This is a genomic window from Streptomyces chartreusis, assembly GCF_008704715.1.
Classification (GTDB): domain Bacteria; phylum Actinomycetota; class Actinomycetes; order Streptomycetales; family Streptomycetaceae; genus Streptomyces; species Streptomyces chartreusis.
In genome coordinates this window covers 8,600,395-8,622,902 of record NZ_CP023689.1, presented here as the reverse complement: position 1 = coordinate 8,622,902, position 22,508 = coordinate 8,600,395, and the positions used below count along the sequence as shown (strand labels likewise).

Below are 22,508 nucleotides of genomic sequence, written 5' to 3'. Positions count from 1 at the left end.
GCCTCACGTCACGAAGAAGATCCCGGCGTCGGTGCCCGCCGGGGTGTACTCCGCGAGCCGCGCCCTGAGGCCGTCCTCGCGCTGCGGCCGGTACAGGTCGTGGAAGGCGCCCATCTCGGCGCCGTCGTCCGAGCCGCGCCGGATCTCCTCGGCGCACCGGTCGGCCAACAGCCCGTACCAGGGCGTCCCGTAGCGCTCGGAGCTGAACAACGGCCGTACCCGACCGGCCTGTTCGGGCCCGGCGAGGTCCGGCCGGCAGCGGAACCGGCGCGGGGTGCGCGACCCCGGCGGCACGTACGAGTATCGGATGCAGCCGATGCCGCGCCGGGCCACGTGGAGGCGGCCGGTGAGGATCGAGTTCTCGGCGATCTCCACGGCGTGGGTGAAGATCTCGCCGATGACCGTGGTGCGGTGCAGGTGCAGCACCGCGTGGGCGTGGCGGCAGTCCGGCGCCGAGAGGGCCTCGCGGCCGGGGCCGGTGGCGTCGAGGATGCTGTCGCGCAGGTGGATGTCGAGGGGGTCCTCGCTCACCTCGTCGCCGATGACCTCGATGGTGCCGAGGATGCTGTGCTCGATCTGGAGGCACGCGGTGGTGCGCTCCAGGACGATGCTGGGTTCCTCGGGCGAGTGCGGATCGCACTCGGGCTCCAGCGACCAGCCGGGCACGAGCGTGGAGTGCCGTACGACGACGGCGCCCATGGGGCCGGTGACGTTGATGCCGCGGCCGGCGACCAGCAGACCGTCGAGGACGATGCGGGGCCGCTCGTGCGGGGCGCAGTCCTCCGACACGGCACGGATGTTGAGGGCGTCCGGCCGGTTGCTGTACCAGTCGAGCAGGCGGATCACGGGGCGGGTGCCCTCGGCCGCGCGGACCTCCAGGCGGTCGCCGGGGTCGAGGTCGAAGTCCAGCTGCTCCTGGTAGGCGCCGCTGTGCGTGATCTCGATGATGCCGTCGGGGCCGGTCCGGTCGGCGCGCCGGTCGTGCTGCCAGGCCCGGTAGGCGTCCATGATCTGCCGGTACTGCTGTCCGGGCCCGACCCGGTAGACGTCCGCCTCGGGTCGCGGCTCGCGGTCGGGGCGGTCGTACTCGCCGCCGCCCATGTCCGCGCCGGACGCGTGGTGGTAGTCCACCCACACGCCCTGCCGGGGCGCCGACCTCGACCCGAACGCGATCCGCCCGAGCTCCGGGTCGACGGCGACCTGCCCGCGCCTGGGCCGGTAGCGCCAGTCGGACAGGTCGGCGACCACGATGTCCTGCGGCGGTACGGGCTGGTCCTCGCCGTCGCGCCGGATGACGAGGCTCTTGCCGGGGCCGTAGTAGTCGGTGAGCCGGTCGTGCAGTTGGCGGCGGGTGACGAATGCCGGGACGTTGTCGATGGTCGCGATGTGCGTGGGCGACGGCTCCGGGAACGGCTTGGTGACCAGCGGGGTGTCATTGCCCAGGATCGAGAAGGTGTACAGGTTGCGGGCGCGGTCGATGCAGTACGCCGGGGACTGGGTGAGCGAGTGCGCCTTCAGCCTCCAGACGAACAGCGCCACGCCCGCCGGGGTCCAGCCCCCCTGCCGGTGACGGGAGTCGGCGCGTCGGACGTCGGCCGTGCGGGCCGCGGCTCCGAAGGGGCCGCCCGCCAGGTCGAGGGCGGAGTTGTCGCGCAGGTCGACGAGCCGGCCCCGGGTGCTCCGGTGGACGCCCGTGTCGCCGTGCAGCTTCACCGGCTGGGTGTGGGCGACCTGCCGGGACAGTTCGACGGCGCGGGCGGGCCAGCCGGTGACCTGGTCGGAGAGTTCCTCCAGGAGGTGCAGGGTGCCCTTGCGGCGGCGGTTGGCGACGGTGGCGGCCACGTCGGCGCGCGGGGCGACCGCCTCGGCGAGGGCGGCGCGGCCACCCTCGTGCAGGCCGGCCGTCAGGACCCGCTCGTAGCCGGGCAGGGTGCGATAGCCGACCAGGTCGCCGAGGTACGGCAGCACCCAGGGCGCCGCCGTCTCCACGAACAGGTCCTCGTAGCCCTGCTCGACGCCGTCACGGACCCGGTCGAGCTGCTCGGCGATCACCGCGAGCAGCGCGCGCAGCGGTTCGCCCTCCTCGGCGTCGCGCAGCAGGTGCCAGCGGGGCAGCAGCGCGGCGAGCCCGTCGGGTTCCCTGGAGGCGGTCACCGGGGCCGCGGCCTCCAACTCGGCATCCGCTGAATGCGCGGCCATCACTTGACCTCCGTCAGAATCAGGGTGTCCGCGGCCTTCGGCGACAGCATCGCGAGCCGGGCCGGGCGTATGCCTCGGAAAACGAACACCGAACGGCCCTTCGGCAGGCGCCGGGTGTCGGTGATGTCGGGGTTCAGGCGCAGGAGTTCGGCGAGCGGAACGCCGTACCTGGCGCAGATCTCGGAGAGCGTCTCGCCGTTCGCGGCGCGGACCGTGTGGGTCCGCTCGTCGTACGTCGCCGGGTGCGCCGGGACCGATGCCCTGGGCGGGCCGGGATCGGTGAGGATCCCGGTCAGCTCCTCGGGCGTGGCGGACGCGGGGACGCCGGTGAAGACGTCGACGTCCACGTAGTCGACGCCGGGCACCGAGTGGGCGGTCGCGAGGACGTCGGACAGGCGGGCGGGCCTGCCCAACTCCCGCCCCTCGTAGCCGAGTCGGGAGAGCAGCGCCTGTCGCAGTCGCGGCTCCACGAACTCCCACGCGTGATCGGGGGCGACCTTCACCTTGGCGGCGACGAGCAACAGCACGAGTTCACGTACGTCCACCCGGACGGGGAGGTTCAGGTCCCCGTACTCGGTCAGGGCGCCGCGCAGCGCGCGCAGCGTGTCCGAGTCGCCGTCGATCGGGACGTCGTCCGTACCCGCGACGGTCACGTGCAGCACTCGCCGCCGCCCGTCGAAGAGTTCGCGCGCGGCGGCCCGGCCGATGCCTGCGCGGGAGCGGGCGAAGTCCTCGTAGTCGGACTCGGAGACCAGCCGGTCCAGTGCGGAGACGGCGAGCGGGATCGTCCGGCGGGTCAGGCCGGGGCCGTCGGCGTCCGCGCCGCCCTTCGCCGGGCGCGGATTGGTCACCTGGGTGACGCCGAGCGGCCTGGTGAGGGGCTGGGTGACGCGGTCGGCGGCGACGTTGGCCGCCCTGCCCGTGCCGAACCGGTAGCGGGCGCGGATGTTCTCGTGCCCGGAGGGCAGCCGGGCACCGTTGATCCCGTCGCCGAAGGTCACGGTCGTACGGCCGTCGGCGGTGGAGCCGGTGATGAAGACCCGCTCGCCGGGGCCGCGTCCGGCGAGGCTGTCGACCTCGTGCCACAGGACGCCGTCGACGCGGATCTCCAGCACCGGTGTGGCGCCGAGGGGGTTGTCGTCGGCGAGCCAGGTCAGCGGGGACTGCCAGAGCGCGAACGTCTGGTTCACCCGGTCCGAGTCGCCGCTGCCGATGGCCTCCTCGCGACTCTCGCCGTGGGTGGCCTCGACGACGTTGCCGAGGACCTTGACCGTCTCGCGGCGGTAGCGGTGGGCCAGGTCGGCGGTCAGGGTGAGACGGGTGTGGACGTGGTCGCCGGGCAGTTGCGGGTCGACGGCCGGGTCCGCGGCGGCGATGACGACGACCTCGGTGGCCTTCACGCCGGCCGTGCCAGGGATGTCGCTGCGCTCGCCGCTCACCATGAGGGTGCGGCCGGGCCGCAACCCGTCGTACAGCTCGGCGAGTTCGATCTCGTTGCCGTGCACGTCCTCGCCGAGCGGTTCGTCGGCGAGGCGCAGCGGCTCGCCCGCCGCGTGGACCGTGGTGTCGCGGATGTGGGAGAGCAGTACGTCGAACTCGTCCAGCCAGGGGTCGGCGAGGGTGAGTTCGGTGCCGCGCCCGGTGATGCCGTAGTTGGAGTACGCCGCCGTGCGCGCCGAGACCACCTGGGTGGTGACGAACGCGAGCTTCGCATCGCCGGGAATACCGTCCAGGGCGCCCTTCGCGGGGCGCTGGATCGCGACCCAGCTGCCGACCGTGATGCCGGTGTGGACCGTGTCCAGCTGGAGGACTCGGCGGTTGAGCGGCTCCGGCTTGCTGGCGATCACGACCTCGACGTTGGGCTCGGTCGTGCCCACCGTGTACTTGAGGCTGATCTCGTACTCGCCGTGCGTGATCTGCTCGTTCGCGCCCGGCCGCAGCGGGACCTGCACGGAGGTGCCGTTGTGGACGCCGACGTGGACCAGGCCCTCGTCGTCCGGCCGGGACACGAAGAAGGTGCGCTGGGGCAGACCCGACTGGAAGCGCGCCGTGACGCCGGGGTCCTGGGAGTCGGTGGGGCGCCGGTTGAGCCAGTTCAGGTCGCGGTCCTGACCGGAGCGCACGGACAGCTCGACCTGCCCCGAGCCGAGCGGGAAGGTCAGCGGCTGGGCGACGGGCAGGTTCTCCGCACGCTGGTCGGAGCTGCTGCCCTCGACGTACTGGAACTCGGCACGGACCGGCGTCCGCCCCGACGTGTCGTACACGACGCGCATGCTCGCGAGGACGGCACCGGTGAGCGGCCAGTCGGCGGTGCGGATGACCCGCCCGCGGTCGTCCTGGACGGGCTTGAGCGGGGCCGTGGCGCCGAAGGGGGCGGCGGTGACCCGCATGGCGAGCAGTTCGCGCAGGAGCTGGGGTGTGCCGGGGGCGGCGGCTGTGCGCCAGGCCGGGTACAGGGTGCCGAGGGAGGGGTTGAGGGCGGAGAGCAGCCGGGCGGTGTCGGTACCGGGTCGCCCGGAGCCGGTTCCGCCGCGTGGGGCGGGGGCGGAGGCCCGCAGGGCGGGAAGCACGGCGCCGAGTGCTTCAAAAGCAGCGGCACGCGAATCCTTTGGGGGCGCGGGGAACTGCGCGACAAGCCCCCGCGGCGCCGCGGACGAATCACTCTGTGCCGGTGCCAACTCCAAGGCGCGCTCGGCGAGTTCCGCAAGCACCGCCTCCAACTGCTCGAACCAGGCGGCGACGTCCGCGTACGGTTCCGCCAACACCTGGGCCTCGCCCAGCCGCGCCACCGGCTCCGCGAGCCGCGCAGCCAGCCGCTCAGGACTCCTGATCCCGTCCAGATCCTCCCGAAGCGGCGCGAGAACCTGGTCCTCGAAGTCCTCGATCAGCCGGCTGACCGGCCGGGGGTTCGGTACCTCCGGCGTCGGTGGCTCATCACCCGGCTCGCCCGGTGCCACCGGCGCGGCCGTCCAGCGCCGTACCTCGTCGACGAGTTCCTTCAGCGTCGGCGGCGCCGACTTCGGCAGGGAGATCGCCGTGATCTCGTCCTCCCGGTCGACCCGCGCCTTGGCGACCGGCAGCAACTTGCGCTCACCTCCCGCCTGTTCGCCGAAGACGAAGAGCAGCTGGTCACCGGTCTGGAGCGAGTTGGCCGTGCCCTCGACGAAGAGCTCCGAGCGGCGCTCCAGGTCCGCGGGAGTGACGAGGGAGGGCCGCCTGCGGCGGACCTTGAGCTCGTTCCAGTCCCAGCGGGCCGTCAGGTCACGGCTGGTCTCGAAGGTCAGGGACTGCTCGTCGGCCGAGGCCGGCACGCTGTGACTGCGGGCGCCGCGCGGGATCAGCACCGGCAGCGCCTCGGCGCGCGGGTCGCGCTCCAGGGTGTACGCCAGGTGCGTGGCGGCGGCGACGCCGGGCCGCGGGCGGTGGCCGACGAGGCGGCCGAGCAGGACCAGGGAGCGGTGCTCGTTGGCCGTACGGATGTAGGCCTCGTCGGCGATCCGCTCGGAGTGGAAGGTGAGCAGGTCGCCCAGGACGGCGGTGGCTTCGAGCAGGCCGACCGCCGGGTCGTCGGGGGTGCGCACGGTGAGGCCCCGGAGGGCCGGGTACGCGGGTGAGGCGAGCCGGTCGAGCAGGGCCGCGCGGAAGGAGCCGTACTCGCCGACGCGGTAGTCGAGCGCGGTGCGGCCGGGCGGGTTGTGCACGGGGGCCGGGGCGAGACGCTCGTCGTGGCCGCCGCGGCAGGCGCCGCCGCAGCCGCAGTCGTCCGTGATCGGGACCCCGGTCATCGCGCACCTCCCAGGGATATCGCCAGCCGGCCGTTCTCCGGCCGGTCCGGGTCGTTGTCGCAGGTGGCGATCTCCAGCGGGCCGAGCCGCAGCACGCCGTCCTCCTTCTCTCCTCGGTCCGGTTCGAACAGCCTGCGCAGCCGGGTGACCTGGACGCTCTCCACGCCGGGCACGGCGGCCGCGACGGCGACCAGCCGGCTCAGCCGCACCGGCTCGCCGAAGGTCAGCGCGTCCGGGTGGAAGAAGCCCCGCACTCCGCTGCCGAGTACGCGGTACAGCTCGGCCAGGATCTGCCCGTGCTGGTGTCCGGGCGCGGCGCAGACGGTGAGCGCGATGTCCAGCGGGACGAGTCGCGCGGCGCCGACGACCAGGTCGTGGCCGATGCGCCGGTACGGCTCCAGGGCCTGCTCGACCGACGCCAGCAGGCCGGCGGACGGGGTGCCGGTGCCCTGCGCGTCGACCGCGATGTGCGCCTCCTGGACGCTGCCGGTCCAGCGCAGTTCCGCCGCCGCGCGCCGGACGCCGGGCAGGGCGCCGGCGAGGGCCGCGTAGTCCTCGGCGGTGACCGCGCGGAGCCGGGTGCGGCGCAGGTCGAGCGGCGCCAACTGGCGTACCTGCTCGACGGGTTCGGGTTCCGTGCCGCCGACGGCGGGCAGCGGGTTGCGGACCACGGCGGCGGGCGGGGGCGTGCAGTCGGACTGCACGACCAGGTGGTTGATGGCCTCCGCGCCGACGTTGCCGGCGATGCCGCCGCCGAGGCGGTAGTGCGCGGCGAGCCGTGATCCGGGAGTGGGCCTGGTGCCGTGGCGGCCGTCGCCGAAGCGCAGGGCGAGCCGGCCGTCGTCCTCCGGTTCGCCGACGAAGTGCCGGTCACGCGGGCCGCTGTCGAGCAGGTCGCGGCGCGGTTCCCAGGTCTCGTCGTCGCCCGCGTGCAGGCGTACGGCGGGCAGGGCGCGACGCGGGTCCTGCCCGAGCGCGGCGGTCGCGGAGCCCCGCAGCACCGGCTCCTCGGGGTGCAGCCCGGCAGCGTAGGAGGGACCCCAGCTGTGGGCGATCTCCCAGGCGATGTGCCCGTCGAGGACGGTGCCGGCGCGGGCGCGGGCCGTGAGGACCTCTATGCGGCGCAGCTTGGCGTCGAGCAGCTGGTCGCTGCGGAACAGCAGTTCGCGCAGGGCTCGGACGGGATGGCGGCGCAGCTCGATGCGCTCCAGGATCCGCAGTCCGTAGATCACCGTGAGCTCGGCGATCTCCTCGTCGGCGAGGCCGTCCCGGTCGCGGGCGCTGCGCCACAGCTCGACGAGCCGCTGCCGCACCCGCCCCGGGATCGCGCCGATCCGCGCGGCCTGTCCGGCGGCGACGGTGGCCGGCTCGGGGAACGGCACCGCCTGTGTGACGGGCGCCCGTCCGAGGACGGGGCGGAAGCGGGGCCGGATGCCCGGGTACACGGACTGGGCGAGCAGCGTACGCAGGGCGGCGGCCTGGGCGTACGCCGTGCCGGGCACGACGCGTTCGTGGCGCTGGCCGGCGCGTTCCAGGCCGAGTCCGGCGCGGTTGGTCGCGGCCTCGCCGACCACCTCGAAGAGTTCGCGGACGTCGTCGGCGGTCAGTGCGTCACCGGACTCCGCCTTGTCCGTGAGGGAGTTGACGAGCCGGGCGGGTGCGTTGCCCTCCTCGCGGTCGTGGCAGCCGAAGGCGGGCCCGTCGCAGGGGGCGACCTCGGCGGGGACCTGCGGGACGGTGAAGGTCTCGGGGAGCCCGTGGAGCGTACGGCCGTGGTCGACGAGGACGACGTTGCCGCGGGCGAGGGACACGTCCTCGACCGGCAGGCAGTCGCGGCCGCCGCGCGTGGTGAGGCAGAGCGGGAAGCGCAGGGCGTCCTCGGCGACCCAGGTGATCTCCAGGACCGGCTGGTCCTCGATGCGGTCGACGGCCGGGGTGACGGAGGTGAGGCGGACGGCCTGCCGGTGGCTCGGGTCGGCGTCGCCCGGGGTGCCGGTGCGCGGCCCCTTGACCTCCTCCAGGACGAGCAGGTCGCCCGGCCGCAGGTCGAGCCGGCGGTCCCGGCAGGTCTCCTGGTCGACCCACTCGTCGCGCAGGGTGGCGGAGGTGGCGCCCTTGGGCAGGGTGCAGACCTCGCCGCCCCAGGTCCACAGCCGGATCGCGTTGTGCGCGGCGCGCAGTTCCAGCGGGTCCTCGGTGACGACGGGTTCGAAGACCTCCACCGAGCCGCGCTCGTCGAGGTCGCCGAGGTCGGCCTCGTCGACGACCGTGCCCGGCTCGGGGCGGTCGTGCGGGTCGAGGGTGCGCACGTCGACGGAGGCGAAGCGGAAGGTGCCCGGGGCGAGCGTGTGGTCGCCCGCGGTCTCGACGGCGACGTAGGCGCGGGCGGTGCAGCCGTCGTGCATGGCGTAGTCGATGAGCCGTACGTGCCGCCGCACGGAGACGCGCCGCCGTGCGGTGTCGAGGTAGGCCTCGGTGGCGACCGCGTCCTGCTGGTAGCTGATCTGGTCACCGGTGTACGCGAGCAGTTCGACGAGGGTGACGCCCAGGTCGGCGGGGTTGCGCTCGACCCAGTCGGGCGTGGTCAGCGCGAGCCGGTCGAGGAGCAGCTTGCGGATGGTGTCGTAGTCGCGGGCGGTGTAGTCGATGACGGGCGCGGACGGGAACTCCGGGGCGTCGTGCCCGTCCTCCTTGCAGTCGAAGGGGGTCGGGCAGTCGGGCCGGAAGGCGAAGGTCGCGCTGTGGTAGCGCTGGTCGAAGCCGCGGTACGGCTCCGTCCCGGGCCGTCCGTACGGGTCGGTCTCGACGAGGGAGAGCCGGTAGCGGGAGGTGTCGCCGGCGCGGTCGAGGGTGACGTAGAGCCGGTCGTCGAGCTCGGGGTCCTCCTCGCGCTCCACGCTGACGTCCACGGCGGTGATGCCGGTGATGCGGCGGCCGCCGTCGATGCGGACGTTCTCGGGGCCGAGGCCGTGCGGGGCCTTCCCGAGGAAGCCGACGGTGAGCAGCAGGCCGTCGTCGGAGACCTCGACGGCGTCGACGCCGTTGAGCTGGGCGGCGCGGACCTTGGCCCGGCGGGAGGGGGTCGTGGTCGTCCCGGTCATGCCGCGGCCCTCCCTTCGAAGACGTCGTCGCGCCGGGCGCCGTCGGCGCGCACGACGTACGACAGATACACACGGACGACGTTGTCCTCGCTGATCACGTCGAGGGCCTCCACGTCGATGAGGTCGCCGAGCCAGCGCTGGAGGGAGGCCTGGACGGAGAGTTCGAGGGTGCTGATGAGTTCCGGGCTGGTCGGGGCGAAGACCAGGTCGAGGAGTCCGCAGCCGAAGTCGGGCCGCATCACGCGCTCGCCGGGGCTGGTGAACAGCAGCTGCTCGATGAGGTCGTGGGCGTGCTCGCCGCGGGTGGCGTGCGCGGTACGGCCCCGGCGGTCGGCGCGGAACGGGAACGCGATGTCGCTGCGGGGGCGCCCGCTCGGGTGGCGGCTCATCGGACGGTGACCTTTCGCTGCGCGGCCTGGAGTACGGGTGGGCCCTGTGGCACCAGGGCCGCGCTGAAGCACTGGGCCGCGGAGGTGTCGAGCAGCACGGGCCGGCCGTCGACGGTGACGCCGGTGCCGTCGGCGGTCCAGCGGGCCGTCACGCACGGTGCGGGCACGCCGTCGACGGTGTGCGGGCAGCCGGTGACGACGTAGCTGTGGGCGGCGGTGGCGACGGCGGCGCCCGCGAGGCGTACGCCGCCGGAGGCGGTGGTGGCGGGCGCGACGCGGCCGCCGTGCGGACAGCCGATCACGGCGTCGGCGTCGAGCAGACTCCCGGACATTTCTTCGATTCCCCCGTCTTTCTCATCGCTTGGAGAGCACGGTCAACTGGCCCTCGTTGATGGTCACTTCGTTGCCGCGCAGCAGGATCTCGGCGCCCGCGCCGGTCGAGATGACCACGGCCTCCCTGGTGATACGGATGTATGCGCCGCCCTGGGCCTGGAGCAGGATTCCCTGCTCGGCGCCGGCGGTGTCGTTCATGACGAGCTTGTGCGCCTGGGGCGTCTGCACGACGACGGGCTTGTTCGGCGAGTTGCCCTGGAGCTCCCGCCGCGCGTCGGGCGGCAGTTCCTCGGCCGCGCCGTACCAGCACCCGGTCCACACCGGGAAGCTCGGATCCCCCTGCTCGAACTCCACCCACACGCCCGCGCCCGGCGGCGGCACCACGAACTGCCCCGACTCCGGCCCGGTGAACGGCAGGCAGGGCAGCGCCCAGGTGGACGGCTCGTTGCCGAGGACGTCCGGGACCTCGACGGTGATACGGCCGATGCGCAGCGGGTCGTCGTTGCTGACGACCCGGCCGCGAAACTTGCCGAGGTAGCGATTGCTGGGTGCCGCCATGGTGGAGTTGCTCCTGGTCGGTGGTGTCTTACGGGTGGTTACGGCCGGACGTAGTCGCTGCGCGCTTCGAGGCCCTCCCTGGAGAGGGTGAAGTTCTGCTGGTACGAGCCCGGACGGAGGTTGTGCGTGACGGACTTGACGAAGTAGTCGCCGTCGTACGCCCGTCCCGAGCCGCGTACGCCGACGAGCTGGCGGGGCTGGAGGATGTAGCCGTGCCGGATGACGTCGAGCGAGCCGGAGCCGGAGACGACGTCGGCGGACACGGCGGCACGGGCGAGGAGTTCGGCCTCGGCCTGCTCGCGCTGCTGCTTGGCGGTGCCGGAGAGCGTCCTGCGTTTGAGGGCCGGGGTGGGCCGCTTGCCGAGGGGCGGGCGCAGCGGGCTGATGGACGGCTGCGGGAGCAGGTCCGACTGCCGGGTCTCGGGGTTCTGCCAGCGGGCCTGCGGCTCCTCGCGTGCGGTGCCGTCGTAGGCGAACGTCAGCTGGTCCACGGTGGAGTTGGCGTCCATGTTGACGTTGAGGGCGTGCTGGCGGATGCCGAGGCGGACCTCGGGTCCCCAACGGGCGCTCGACTGGCCGGGGTTCGGTCCGGGTTCGAGGTAGAAGGTGTAGCCGTTGGCCCGCGCGAGCTCGGTGACGTACTGCAGGTCGGTGCCGGTCTGGTAGTGCACGCGGAGGTCCTGGTGCGGGGGTTGGGCGACCTTCTCGGTGTAGACGTCGGGCCGGATGCCGTAGTCGGAGTAGCGGCGCAGGATGGCGAGGACACGTTCGGAGGGCGGCAGGTTCGGGTACCGCGCGGTGCGCTCCTCCAGGTCCATGAGGAGGGTGAGGTCCTCGCCGGTGACGGTGAGGGTGGAGTGGCCGGGCTGGTTGCTGGCGCCGACCTCGTGCCGTACGACGAGCCCGTCGAAGAGCACGTCCGAGGTGCCCTTGACGGAGACGGTGACGACGAGGCGCGTCTTCGGATCGAAGAAGCCTTCGGGGAGCAGCCGTCGGCTGATGATCCCGTTCTTGGTGAGGTCGAAGGCGAGCTGAAACCCACTGCGCTCCCCCGCGGTGGCGGTGATCTGGGCGGACAGCAGGGCCTCGGTCACCTCGGCCGGGACGGGCCGGGCGAGCTTGGGCCCCATGAGGAGCGTGATGTGGACGGGGCCCTGCCCCACGGGCAGATCAAACACGCCGGTCTCCCCTGCCGCCCGGGAACCCGCCGGCGAGCGGGATGTCGATGACGCGGCCCGCCTCGTCGGTCAACTCGCGTGGATCGAGTACGGGGTTGGCGTCGGCGATCTGCCACCACTGGGAGGGGTCACCGAAGTACCGCTGCGCGAGCAGGTCGGGGCGCTCGCCGGCGCCGACGGTGTGGGGCTGGTTGAGATCGCTGTCGGGACCGGCCGGGTCGAGCGGGGGCAGCAGGCGGCGCTTGGTGTACCGCACTTCGGTCCCGTCGGGCTGCCGGTGGATGCCGATCTCGGCGTCGTGGTAGCGGCTGGTGCGGGGGTAGGGATGGGCGCCCGGTATCGCGTCGAGGGCGTTCTCGTAGGGCTCTATCTCGGCCATGGGTGTCTCCTCAGCCCCTTCCGATCACGACGTTGGTTCCGAGGCCGCCGCCGAGCCCGAGCGAACCGAGGCCGCCACCGCGCGCGGCCGCCGCGAGCCGCTCCTTCTGCGCGAGGTGCGCCATGTACAGGTCCGCTCCGCGGTGCCCGGCGGGGAGATCGCTGACGGTGAGGATCTTCATGCCGATGCTGAGGGAGGCGCGGATCGGGTTGAGGTTCACGTCGAACGCCGACTCATTGACGGACAACTCGGTGAGCCGCACGGGCATGACCCGCTTGCTCCCCCAGGTGAAGAGCGTCAGCGGCATCTCGATCGGACTGATCTCGATCGCGCCCTTCTGCGACAGCTTCATCGCTGCGCGGAGCTGGGCCGTGGTCGGCTGCACCAGCATTTCGAGCGTGGCGAGCTGCGGGTGGATCCCATCGGGCGCGGCGACTTCGAACTGATCGGTGGCGTCGATCTCGGCGGTGAACTTCCAGGTCTCCTGAGCGGGGCCCTTGAGCCGGAGAGCCTCATTACGATCGCCGCTCCCGGCACCCCCACTTCCGGAGTCACCACTGTCGCCGGCCGACTGGGGGGCGACGCTGCGCTCCAGGGTGTCCGGGTTGAACTGCAGGACGATGATCCGCTGGGGGGTGCCGGTGTCGGGGTTGAGTACGACTATTCCGGAGCGGATGGGTTTGGGGATGTCGGCGTAGCGAGTCATAGGCGGGCCTCCAGGCGTTCTTGCAGAGGCGCGTAGTCGTGGTCCGGGAACTGTTCCGGGAAGATGCGCAGCATGGTCCTGAGATCATCCAGGGTGTTGCCGAATTCGTCGGCGCCGAGCGAGACATCGGCGAACAGGTACTGCCAACCGATGACACCCTTCGTGATGATGAGGTTGTCCAGGTAGTCGCGGTAATCCATGTCGAGCTTGACGAAGGTGTGGAATCTATCGAGGTACCAGATCTCCGGGCTCGACACGCCTGGCAGGAACCGCATCGTGGCCAGTTGGCCGCTGCCACCCCGCGCGATGTTGTCGAGGATCGAGAGTTCAGAGAGGAGCGCTCGGTCACTTTCGTACCAAATGAAGTCTTCCAAAGGCTCAAGCTTTCGTTCACTGCTGGCGTCGATATTCATGACACAGAAGTCGCCGACAAGTGATACCTCGGGATCTGCGGCACGCCAGTGCTGCGCTATGAAACGGTATGGGAAGTAAGACTCCTTTAGCCGTTCAGTGAGTGGAAAACCTTCCTCCGCCATCAGCTGGAAGATACCGGTGGGATCAATCCCTGTCCCACCCGGACCCATCTCCTCGTACACGACATCACAGAACGGTGATTCGCGCACCTCGCGGAGCACTTGGAGCAAACTGCGCTCATATGGACGCATTTGATCCCTACCTTTCCCGGTGAAGCTTGAGCCAGGACACTTTCCAGCCAAGCGCCTTAATTTTATTGATGGCTTCCTGTAGACGTTGCGAATTTTGCCCAAGTCGATTTTTCATGCTGCTCTCGAAGTGCCTCAGGCTCGTGAATTCGCGTCCGGGCTCCATCTCGCGCTGCTTCCGGATTTCCCTGGCCAAGTCCTTTGATATGCCGAGGTACTTCACCATCTGGACGTCGCCATAAGTGTTGATATAGAGCTGACTCCCTTCGGCCCGCTGGGGTGGCTCAATGTCAAGCGTGTAGGACTTTTTCAAACCCAGTCGATCCCAGTGATCTCGACGGTCACCGGATTTACCGTGCTTCTTCTCATGCATGCCGTATGTGGACGTTATCTGGGTCGGGATGTGCTTGATCGGTACGTGGGGGCCCGACCTGATGACGCCGGTGTTTCCGAAGGTCACCTTGGATTCGTACCAGATAGGATCCTTCTTGCTGTCGTCGTAGGCCAGCTTCTCCAGGTTCAGTTCCAGGTCCTTATTCACACCACGGCGAGCCGGCACGAGGTTGTTCTCGGAGTTCCACCCGCCCAGTCGGGCCGGGAGGAGGTGGGCCCTCACCCATGCCCCGCTCTCTCCCCAGAGATGACTGTTGGCGGGATCAGTGAGGTAGGCCCAGCCGGGCGGCATCGCGTCGCCGGGCTCACGCCCCTTCGGTTTGCGCTTGAAGCTCAGGTATTGAGCCTCGATCGTGCTTGCCCTGGCGCTCGTCCACGCGGGCATTTCCGGCTCCGGCAGCCCACTGGCCGGTGCACCGGGAGGTTGAAGATAGGCATGCGGCTGGGACCGGGGCTCCGAATAGTCGCCGTCGACTACCGGGAGCGAGTATTTCAGGGATGCCATAAGGGTGAAGGGGTCTCCGCCGACGGGCTTGAGTCCCGTGAGCCGATAGCGAAGCTGATACGCCTTCAGGACAGCGAGGTACGTCGAGCGGGGGATGCCGTGTCGCATCTTCTGGCGAAGCGGAGGACGGATCCTTGCCACGATCGCCGGCAACCGGTCGTCCTGGGAATCCTCCTCTTCCTTTTTCTTCCTGTCCTTCTCCTGCTTGGACTTGGGCCTGCCTGGGCCCTTCTTGCCGGGGCGAGGGCGTGCGGCGCCGTCACTCTTGCCCTTGCCGTCGGTGTCCTTCTTACCGGGGCCGTCCGCGTCCTTCTTCCCGGGGCCGTCCGCGTCCTTCTTCCCGGGGCTGTCCTTGCCGTCCGAATCGGTCTTGTCTTTCGTGCCGGATCCGTCGTTGTCCTTCTTGCCGCCCCCGGTGTCGGAGTCGTCCTTCTTGGAGTCGGGGTCGGGGCGCCGATTGGGGTCCTGCCCCTTGTCCTCGTTCCCCTTCGTGCTGTCCTTCTTCGCGCTGTCCGGGCCATCGCCCTTGCCCGGCTTCGGTGCGGTGGGCTTCGGCGACGGAGTCGGCTGCGTGTCCTTCTTGTCGCTCGTGTCCTCGTTCTTCGGCTTGCCGTTCTTGTCCTTGGCCGTGGGCGGCGTCGGCTTCGTGGACTTGTCGCTCGGGGTGTTGTTCTTGGCGTCGGTCCTGCCGTGGTCCTTGTCGGTCCTGTTCGTGGGGCTCTTGGGCTTGGAGGACAGAGGTTGAGTGCCCTTGGGCCTGGCCGACGCGTCCTGGTCCTTCGGCTGGGCCGGGCCGTCCTCGTCCTTGGGCTTGCCGGGAGCGGCCTGGTCCTTGGGCCTGCCAGGGCCGGGCTGGTCCTTCGGCCTTCCAGGAGCGGCGGCCTGGTCCTTCGGCTTGACCGGTGTCTCCTGGGACTTCTTGTCGGGTGGCGTCGTGGACGTCTGCTTCTTGGGTGGTGTCGACGAGGGCGCGCCCTCGTCCCCGCCCTGCCCGTCCTTGCCCCTGCCCGTGCCGCCGCCCTTGTCCTTGCCCAGGTTCGCGGCCACGCCCTTCAACCGCTTGCCCACCTTCGACACGTACTTGCCGATCCCGCTGAGGATCAACTCGTAGGCCATCTCCAGCAGGACCACGATGCCCGCCGCGATCGCCTTGGCGAACAGGACACCCGCGCCGCCCTGGCGTACGGACTTCAGCCAGGTGATGACCGCGCCGATGGCCTTGAGGATCTCGCCCAGTGAGCCGATCGCAGCCTGGATGGCCTCCAGGATGGCCGCGCCCCAGCCGGCGCCGGGGATGAGCTTCGCCAGGACCTTTGTGATGACGATCTCGCCGATGATGAAGGGGAGTTGGGGAACGATCGCGTCCCACACCTCCTTGGCGATCTTCTCAATGGTCCAGCCGCCCTTCATGAGCTTGTTCCAGACGGCTTCGGTCAGGCCGGTGATCTCCTTGACCTTGTCGTTGAACCACTGCTTGACGGCGCTCTTGACCTCGTTGAAGAGATGGTTCTTCGCACCGTCGTACGCGGAGTTCTTCGCGCCGCTGAGCCAGCCGCCGGGGTCCGAGAGGATGTCGACCAGGATCATCATGAACTCACCGAAGGCGGCGATGAACTTCGTCGCGAAGTCGAGGACCGCCTTGAGGGCGTCCTTACAGGCCTTCAGGACGTCGAGGAGCATCTTCTTCAGGACGTTCAGGATGTCGCTGAGTTGCTTCGCAATGGACTCCAGCAGATCCTTCATGATCTGCTTCAGGGCCGCCGCGAGCCTGGTGACGAACGCGAGCGCCGCGTTGATCAGGTCCGTGATGAACTTGCGGATACGGCGGCCGATTTCAATGATCGCTTCAACCAAGGACACGACGAACTCGATCAGGTCCTCGATGAACTTCTTGATCATCGCGACGATGCCCTCACGGGCCGCGTTGATCCAGCCCTCGACCGTCTCCTTGAAGTTCTTCAGCGCCTCGACGATCGCCTCGCGGGCGTCCTTGATGATCTGGACGACCTTGTCCCGCAGCTCGATGAACTTCTCTTTGATCCAGTCGAGCGTCTTCGACAGCCAGCCCTTGGAGTCGTCGACCTTCTCGTCCTTCTTCTTCTCCGCGTCCTCCTCGGCCTTGTTGCCCTTGTCCTTGACGTCCTTGTCGCTGGTCTCCTTCTGCTTGTCGACGTCCTTGTCGGTGTCCTCCTCTTCCTTCTTGACGTCGTCCCGGATCTTCTTCTCGCGGTCCGACCTCTTCGTACCGAGCTTCTTCAGCTCTTCGTCCTGGTCCTTGGTCCAGTCGGAGCGCTGCTTGTCCACGTCCGTCAGTACGCCCCCGCGCTTGCCCGTCTGCTCCTGGGTGTTGGACTGGACTTCCTTGTCGACCTGCCGCTTGTGCTTCTCCTGGGACGTGCGGGTGTCCTGGGTCTTCTTCTCCCGGCCCTTGCCCATGTCCTGGCGGCCGTCACTGAGAGCCTTCTTGAACTGCGGCTTGCGCTCGTGCTCGGCCACTTCCGAGGCCGCTTCGGGCGGCACCGCACCGGTGCCCGCACCGCCTCCGCCGACGCGCGACTTGCCGCCCTGTTCGGCAGGCACCTTCCCTTCGAGCCGTTCCTTCGGCGCGTCCGGGTAGATCTGGTCCTCGCCCATCCTGCGACCGGCGTCGTCGGCGCCGGTCTCGGCGGCCTCCTGGCTCTTGTCGTCGGTGTTGCCGCCCTGTTCCTCGGTCTTGTCGTCGGCCTGGCCCTTCATGTCGACGCCCGGCGCAGTGCCGTTCTGCGCCTCCTTCATGGCCTCGTCCTTGGTGGGCATGCCGGCGAACTGCGCGGCCAGGTCCTCCGCCGTGACGTCGAAGCCGAGCCAGTCGCCGATCCCACCGATGGCGTAGCCGGCCATCATCCCGATCTGATCGAAGAAGTCCGGCTCCTCCATCTCCTCGGCGTCGATCTTGCCTTCCGGCTTCTTCTCGCCCTTGACCTCGGCCTTCTCGTCCTTGGCATCCTCGGCGCGCTGGGCCTTGTCCTCGTTGTACTGCGCCGCTTCCTCGGCGTCCGGCTTGCCGTGCAGGGTCTTCGGGGCGCCGGTGGGACGGTCCATGGCGGGCGGCTTGGACGCCAGCTGCTTGTGTTCCTTGCCGACGTCCTTGTCCACGGCGCCGCCGACGCTGTCCATCGCCTCGACGGCTTGGTGCGGCTTGAGATTCGACGCGGCGGCGAGGCCCTCCTCGGGGGAGCCGCCGGAGAGGTCCGGCGCCGCCTTGGACGCCTTCTTTCCTTTGGCTCCGGAGCTCTTCCCGCCGCCCGTCGAGCCGCCCTTCGAGGCACCGCCGCCACCACCGCCGCGTGCTGCTGCGGGAGTGGCCCGGGAGCCGGAGTCGGCCCCGCCCTCGGAGTCGGCCTTGGTCTCCGCCTTGCTCTCCTGCTGCGGTGCCTGCTCCTTCGGCTTTTCCGTACGCGGTTCTTGAGCCCTTGGGCTCGTCTTCTCCGCACGAGAGGAAGAGCGGGACTCCGTACGCGAACCCAAACTCGCCGTCTCCGAGGCGGAGTTGTCGCTGCCGGAAGGCCGGCTGGAGGTCGAGTCGGACGACGACGTCGCACCGACGTCCGTCGAGCCGTCGGAGTCGGTCGTCCCCCCGCCGGACGCGTAGTTGTCCGAAGTGCCGCTCCCGCCCTGGTCCTTGGGTCCCTTCGACTCCTGCGGGCCAGGGGACTCCTCGGTCTTCGACGCTCCCGTCGCGCCCTCTTCGGAGGCCGCCTTCTCCCCCTCGGCCCCCTTCTTGACCGTGTCCGAGGGGGACTGGGTGGCCGAGGTGTCGGAACGGGCCTGCGCGGAGCCCTTGTCGCCGCCCGACGTCTTGTCGCCCGGTCCGCCCGCGGTCGGCGTGCCCTTCTCGTCCTTGGCGGCCTGCTCGGCCGTTCCGCCGCCGGTCTCCTTCGAACGGTCCTTGGTGTCCTGCGTGTTGGCCTCGGCGGCGACCGGACCCGCCTTGGGGTCGTCGCCCTGTTTGGGGTCCCTGGAAGCCACGCCCGGTGCAGGCTTGGGCTCCGACCTCTCCTCGGGGTCGAGCTCGCTCTCCGTAGGGCGGCCCTGCTCCGCGGCCCTCTCCTCGGCGCCCGGCACGGGCGGGGAGTCGTCGGTGCCCGGGTCGTCCTTCTTCGCCGCCGCCTCGCGCTCGGCGTCCTCCTCGTCCTCCTGCTCACGCTGGGCCTGCACCTTGTCGGCCCTGGTCGGCATCGAGGCAGGGAAGGAGGGGGTGGGTGGGGCGGAATTCGCGGCGGACTCGTCGATCTGCTCGGAAGTCGGAACGCTCGACAAGTCGAGGTCCTGCTCGGGAAGGAAGTCCTCCGGCCTGAGTTTGATGTCCCAGGCACTCTGCTCCCCGCCGCCGACCTCCACCTCGGAGCCGCCGCCTTGGCCGGAGGACTCCTCCCGTTCCTCCTCGCCCTCCTGGTCCTGGGCGCGGGCCGCGTCCAGCGTGCCGGCACGGCCGGGGAAGCCGTCGTCCTTGCCCGTGCCAGAGGCGATGCCTTCGTCGCGGCCCGGCTCGTCCTTCTTGGCCGCCTCGGCCGCGACGGCGCTCTCACGGGCCTTGGTGGCCTCGTCCTCGGCGTCGGCGCGCGGGCCCGCCGCCTCTTCCTGGCCGGCTTCCTTCTTGGCCTTCTCCTCGGCCTGCTTCGCCCCAGCCCGGTCGCCGTCCTTCCCGCCGCCCTGCTTCCCCTTGTCCCCCTTGTCCTGCTGCTGCCCCTGCTGTCCGCTCTTCTCTGCACCCGACTTCTCGGACTGCTTCCCGGCGGCCTGCGCTGCTGTCCTGCCGCCGGCCGCGGTCCCCTGCTGCGCCGGCTTCTGCTCGGACTGTGCGGCGGGCGAAGTGGGCTGCTCCCCGTCCCCCTTGGGGCTGGACGCGTCCCCGCCCGTGCGCGGGTCGGCCTCCTTGTCGTCCTCCGCCTTCCCGGCGTCCGCGCCCGGAGTACCGCCCTGCGGGATCGTGCCTCCCGCGTTCTCCGGCGTACTGCCCGCGGCGGGAGCGGTGTTCCCGGCCCTGTTCACGGGCTGCTTCTCCGGGCCGGGAGCGGGCCCCGTCCGCTCGTTGCGCTGCTGCTTCTCCTGAGCAGCCTCCTGCTCCTTCTCCCGCTCCGCCTGTACGTCCTCGGCGGTGTCCTCCTCGACCTCCGGAGCAAGGAAGCCACGCTGTCGGGCGGTGGCCTCGCTCTCCGCCTGGCCGTCCTCGTCGATCTCCGTGACCAGGTCAACCACGAAGTCGTGCTCGAAGGTGAGCAGCCGGTGCTCCAGGCGATCCAGTACGCGCTCCTGAAGCTCCTCCGAGAGCGGGGCCAGGGAGGCGCGGACGCGCTGCGCGCTGTCCGTCGGGTCGGTGCGGAGCGACCGGATGACCGTGTTGGCGAGACGGTCGACGAGGGTCGCCGGGTCCATGGCCTCGGCCCGGTTCCGGTCCGCGTCCACCGTGGCGTACCGCAGCCACCCGGGCGTCGCCTGGTCCTGCTCGACGTCCGCGGTCTCCGGCCCCGCCTCCGGCTCGCGGACGACGTCCTGCGCCGCGCTCTCCGCCTCCCTCTCGATCGCCTGCTGAGGCAGACTCACCGCCCCCAGCTCCCGCCCCGCACGCAACGTGCCCAGCCCGTGCGGGTTCTGGACCGTGTGCAAGAGCTCGTGGGCGAGGAGGCGGCGGCCCTCGTCCGTGCCCGGCTTGAAGGTGCCCTCCGCGAAGAAGACGTCCTGGCCCACGGCCACCGCGTCCGCGCCCAGCAGCTCGGTCAGCTGCCCCGCATCGCGGCCAGTGTGTAGGCGTACGCGGCTGAGGTCGTGGCCGAGGCGTTCCTCCAGATCCCGGCGTACGCCCGGGTCCAGCGGCTGGCCCGCGCCGCTGACGATCTCCTTCGGTTCCAGCGTGCGGGACTTGGCCGCGCGCTCCTTGCGCTTGCGGCGGCGCTGTTCCGCGGACTGTTCGGCGTGGCCGTCCTGCGTCTGGGAGCTCATCGGGTCACCTCCCCGTGGCCGCTGAGCCCTTCGTGCACCGCGCGGGCCAGTTCCTGGCCGAGGCGGCGGGCGGTGAGGCCGGCGGGCAGCGGCGGGAGGTCGGTCAGGGCGTCGACGGCGACGGCGCCGTCCACTGCGAGCGGGACTCCGTGGGCCTCGATCAGCCGGGTCAGCTCGCGTTCGAAGGCGACCGACACCCGCTCCGGGTCCACGGCGAAGCCGTTCAGGGCGAGTTCGCCGATCTCGACGCGGATCTCCCGCGGCTCGACGCGGGTCCCGCGCAGCTCGTCGCGGATCTCCCGCGGCTCGACTCGAATCTCCCGCGGCTCGTCACGCTGCGACCCGTTCACACCCATCCCCGCACCTCCCCCGGAGTAAGCGAGCGCTCCAGCTTCTGGTACTCCGTGCGGGCCGCCGCCAGCATGTGGCGCATCTGGAGGCGGTCGCCCTCCTCGGCCGCCAGGAACGCCCCGGACAGTGCGATGTTGCGGATCGAGCCGCCCGCGACGGTGAGCTGGGCGAGCAGGTCCGCGTCGATGCCCTTGACAGGCGCCTGCGACGGCAGCACCCGGCGCCAGATCTCGGCGCGCTCGTGCTCGGCCGGGAAGGGGAAGTCGACGACGAAGCGGATGCGGCGCAGGAAGGCCGTGTCGAGGGCCTTCTTCATGTTGGTGGTGAGGATGGCGAGGCCGCGGTAAGCCTCCATACGCATCAGGAGGTAGCTGACCTCCAGGTTGGCGTACCGGTCGTGGCTGTCCTTGACCTCGCTGCGCTTGCCGAACAGCGCGTCGGCCTCGTCGAACAGCAGCAGCGCACCGCCGCGTTCGGCGGCGTCGAAGACCCGGCGCAGGTTCTTCTCGGTCTCGCCGATGTACTTGCTGACGACCTGGGAGAGATCGACGATGAAGAGGTCGAGGCCGAGTTCCTTCGCCATGACCTCGGCGGCGAGCGTCTTGCCGGTGCCGGAGCCGCCCGCGAAGAGGGCCGTGACGCCGAGGCCGCGCCGCAGGGTGCCGGCGAATCCCCATTCCTGGTGGACGGTGGCGCGCTGGCGGACATGGGCGACGATCTCCCGCAGGACGCCGGTCTGCCGGTCGTGGAGGACCAGGTCGCCCCAGGCCGCCCCCGGTTCGATACGGCGGCCCAGTTCGTCCATCCCGATGCGGGCCTCCTCCAGACCCGCCCGCCAGGCGAGTTGGGCGGCGTCGAGGTCCTCGTAGGGCAGTCGGCGGCGTACGGTCGCGGCGGCGGACCTGATGACGTGCGGCGGCAGCTGGAACTGGGCGACCAGGGAGCGGAGTTCGACGTCGTCCAGGTCGGCGATCGGATGCATCGCCCGGCCCCACAGCTCCACCTGCTCCTCGTCGTCGAGGCGCGGCACCGCCACCCGCGCGCCGTGCGGGCGATCGGTGCGCAGTGGGTCCTCGCTGGACACGACGACCGGTACGGCCGCTCCGGCGAGGAACGCCTCCGTCGCCGCCCGCTGGTCGCGGTCCAGGTCGCCGACCTCGAGGAGCAGCGCGGACGGCAGCAGGATCGCCTCGCGCTGCCAGAGCCGGGCCAGCCGGTCGCGTTCGGCGGGGTCGGTGGGCATGTCCTCGGCGCCCATCGCGTACAGCCCGAGCCCGGAGCGGGCGGCCGCTGCGGCGGCTATCTCGGCGCGGCTGCGCAGGTCACCGCCGGTCACCTCGACGAGCAGCGGCGCGTCGGGGCTCGCCCCGGTCGTCCAGCCCTCGGCGACGCGGCTCGCGGCCAGGTCGTACGACGGCGGCAGTTGCTCCGGCACCGAGGTGCGGCGCAGGCGGCCGTGCAGCCGGGCGTCCAGATAGGGCGAGCCCAGCAGGAAGTGCAGGATCCGCTCGTCCAGACGGAGACGGGAGGTGGTCAGCCGGGACTCGTCGTCCAGTTCCGCGATCCGCCAGCGGCGCAGCGGTGCGACGGGGGTGAGCGCGCTCCAGTGCGGGTCGGCGAGGGCGGCCAGGGCGAGCGAGAACGTCGGGTACGCCCGCTGCGGGTCACCGCAGGCCGCGGCGCAGCGGGCGGCGGTCGTCGGGTCCAGCTCGTCGGCGGCGGCGAGGAGGATCACGTCGCGTTCGAAGGAGGTCAGCCCGAAGCAGGTGACGAGGGCGTCGAGCGGGGCGGTGCCCGGTGCCGCCGGGGGCGTCGGGCCGGCGGTGGTCTCCGGGGCGGCTGCCTCGTCGGCGTCGGCGGCCCGGGCGTGGGCGTCGACGCGGGCGAGGACGCGACGGATCTCCTCGATCAGCGTCGCGCCCACGTCGTGGCCGCCCGTCGTGCGCGAAGTCGCCGCCGTGCCCGGCTCGTTCGTCCCCATGCCCTCACC

The 22,508-nt window shown here is 71.0% G+C and carries 13 protein-coding genes; all 13 read right to left on the bottom strand.

All coding sequences use genetic code 11. The features are described 5' to 3' along the window. Positions 1-3: 3 nt before the first annotated feature. From CP983_RS38180 to CP983_RS38120, 13 genes are read right to left on the bottom strand one after another with little or no spacing between them, the layout of a single operon-like run. Complete coding sequence (locus CP983_RS38180; RefSeq protein WP_150504755.1) at positions 4-2,199, bottom strand: hypothetical protein; 2,196 nt, start codon at positions 2,197-2,199, stop codon at positions 4-6. Further along, positions 2,199-5,984, bottom strand: coding sequence for a putative baseplate assembly protein (locus CP983_RS38175; RefSeq protein ID WP_150504753.1), 3,786 nt, complete (start codon positions 5,982-5,984; stop codon positions 2,199-2,201). The genes CP983_RS38180 and CP983_RS38175 overlap by 1 nt, the downstream gene beginning before the upstream one ends. Next, the gene (locus CP983_RS38170; protein ID WP_150504752.1) at positions 5,981-9,085 is read right to left on the bottom strand and encodes a putative baseplate assembly protein; all 3,105 of its coding nucleotides are present in this window, start codon (positions 9,083-9,085) and stop codon (positions 5,981-5,983) included. The genes CP983_RS38175 and CP983_RS38170 overlap by 4 nt, the downstream gene beginning before the upstream one ends. Continuing rightward, a complete protein-coding gene (locus tag CP983_RS38165) occupies positions 9,082-9,474 on the bottom strand; it encodes a GPW/gp25 family protein (protein WP_150504750.1) in 393 nt (130 codons plus the stop codon). Before CP983_RS38165 ends, CP983_RS38170 begins: the two co-directional genes overlap by 4 nt. Then, the gene (locus CP983_RS38160) at positions 9,471-9,806 is read right to left on the bottom strand and encodes a hypothetical protein (RefSeq protein ID WP_150504748.1); all 336 of its coding nucleotides are present in this window, start codon (positions 9,804-9,806) and stop codon (positions 9,471-9,473) included. Before CP983_RS38160 ends, CP983_RS38165 begins: the two co-directional genes overlap by 4 nt. Positions 9,807-9,828: 22 nt before the next feature. After that, complete coding sequence (locus CP983_RS38155; protein ID WP_125526667.1) at positions 9,829-10,365, bottom strand: phage baseplate assembly protein V; 537 nt, start codon at positions 10,363-10,365, stop codon at positions 9,829-9,831. Between the two features lie 38 nt (positions 10,366-10,403). Beyond that, a complete protein-coding gene (locus CP983_RS38150) occupies positions 10,404-11,543 on the bottom strand; it encodes a hypothetical protein (protein WP_150504746.1) in 1,140 nt (379 codons plus the stop codon). After that, positions 11,536-11,922 carry a LysM peptidoglycan-binding domain-containing protein gene (locus tag CP983_RS38145; RefSeq protein ID WP_125526669.1) on the bottom strand — a complete coding sequence of 129 codons (387 nt, stop codon included), beginning with the start codon at positions 11,920-11,922 and terminating at the stop codon, positions 11,536-11,538. Before CP983_RS38145 ends, CP983_RS38150 begins: the two co-directional genes overlap by 8 nt. Before the next feature lie 10 nt (positions 11,923-11,932). After that, complete coding sequence (locus CP983_RS38140) at positions 11,933-12,628, bottom strand: hypothetical protein (protein WP_150504744.1); 696 nt, start codon at positions 12,626-12,628, stop codon at positions 11,933-11,935. Continuing rightward, positions 12,625-13,263 carry a hypothetical protein gene (locus CP983_RS38135; RefSeq protein ID WP_150504742.1) on the bottom strand — a complete coding sequence of 213 codons (639 nt, stop codon included), beginning with the start codon at positions 13,261-13,263 and terminating at the stop codon, positions 12,625-12,627. Before CP983_RS38135 ends, CP983_RS38140 begins: the two co-directional genes overlap by 4 nt. A gap of 37 nt (positions 13,264-13,300) precedes the next feature. After that, complete coding sequence (locus tag CP983_RS38130) at positions 13,301-20,167, bottom strand: eCIS core domain-containing protein (RefSeq protein WP_150504740.1); 6,867 nt, start codon at positions 20,165-20,167, stop codon at positions 13,301-13,303. After that, positions 20,164-20,523, bottom strand: coding sequence for a DUF4424 domain-containing protein (locus CP983_RS38125; protein ID WP_229914836.1), 360 nt, complete (start codon positions 20,521-20,523; stop codon positions 20,164-20,166). The genes CP983_RS38130 and CP983_RS38125 overlap by 4 nt, the downstream gene beginning before the upstream one ends. After that, entirely contained in the window at positions 20,514-22,499 is a 1,986-nt protein-coding gene (locus CP983_RS38120) for an ATP-binding protein (protein ID WP_150504738.1), read from the bottom strand. Before CP983_RS38120 ends, CP983_RS38125 begins: the two co-directional genes overlap by 10 nt. Positions 22,500-22,508 lie beyond the last annotated feature (9 nt).

Bases quoted from the DNA above. Each gene is read 5' to 3' on its own strand.
- CP983_RS38180 (WP_150504755.1), bottom strand. From the start codon at position 2,199: ATGGCCGCGCATTCAGCGGATGCCGAGTTGGAGGCCGCGGCCCCGGTG.
- CP983_RS38175 (WP_150504753.1), bottom strand. From the start codon at position 5,984: ATGACCGGGGTCCCGATCACGGACGACTGCGGCTGCGGCGGCGCCTGC.
- CP983_RS38170 (WP_150504752.1), bottom strand. From the start codon at position 9,085: ATGACCGGGACGACCACGACCCCCTCCCGCCGGGCCAAGGTCCGCGCC.
- CP983_RS38165 (WP_150504750.1), bottom strand. From the start codon at position 9,474: ATGAGCCGCCACCCGAGCGGGCGCCCCCGCAGCGACATCGCGTTCCCG.
- CP983_RS38160 (WP_150504748.1), bottom strand. From the start codon at position 9,806: ATGTCCGGGAGTCTGCTCGACGCCGACGCCGTGATCGGCTGTCCGCAC.
- CP983_RS38155 (WP_125526667.1), bottom strand. From the start codon at position 10,365: ATGGCGGCACCCAGCAATCGCTACCTCGGCAAGTTTCGCGGCCGGGTC.
- CP983_RS38145 (WP_125526669.1), bottom strand. From the start codon at position 11,922: ATGGCCGAGATAGAGCCCTACGAGAACGCCCTCGACGCGATACCGGGC.
- CP983_RS38140 (WP_150504744.1), bottom strand. From the start codon at position 12,628: ATGACTCGCTACGCCGACATCCCCAAACCCATCCGCTCCGGAATAGTC.
- CP983_RS38130 (WP_150504740.1), bottom strand. From the start codon at position 20,167: ATGAGCTCCCAGACGCAGGACGGCCACGCCGAACAGTCCGCGGAACAG.
- CP983_RS38125 (WP_229914836.1), bottom strand. From the start codon at position 20,523: ATGGGTGTGAACGGGTCGCAGCGTGACGAGCCGCGGGAGATTCGAGTC.
- CP983_RS38120 (WP_150504738.1), bottom strand. From the start codon at position 22,499: ATGGGGACGAACGAGCCGGGCACGGCGGCGACTTCGCGCACGACGGGC.